General features: G+C 50.8%; 1 rRNA gene. It reads left to right on the top strand.

Features of this window, described 5'->3' with window-relative positions:
* Positions 1-258 (top strand): 23S ribosomal RNA (locus PSI06_RS21265); the annotation flags it as partial.

The following is a 258-nucleotide window of genomic DNA, read 5'->3' as shown; positions in this document are numbered from 1 at the left end:
TCGTACCCCAAACCGACACAGGTGGTCAGGTAGAGAATACTAAGGCGCTTGAGAGAACTCGGGTGAAGGAACTAGGCAAAATCGTACCGTAACTTCGGGAGAAGGTACGCTCCTATCTGTGATGAGATTTACTCTCTAAGCGGACGGGAGCCGCAGTGACCAGGTGGCTGGGACTGTTTATTAAAAACACAGCACTGTGCAAAATCGCAAGATGACGTATACGGTGTGACACCTGCCCGGTGCCGGAAGGTTAATTGA

The organism is Pseudoalteromonas sp. GABNS16E (genome assembly GCF_028598715.1).
GTDB classification, from domain to species: Bacteria; Pseudomonadota; Gammaproteobacteria; order Enterobacterales; family Alteromonadaceae; genus Pseudoalteromonas; species Pseudoalteromonas atlantica.
The sequence above is the reverse complement of the archived record's forward strand: the minus strand, read 5'-3'. Positions and strand labels throughout refer to the sequence as shown.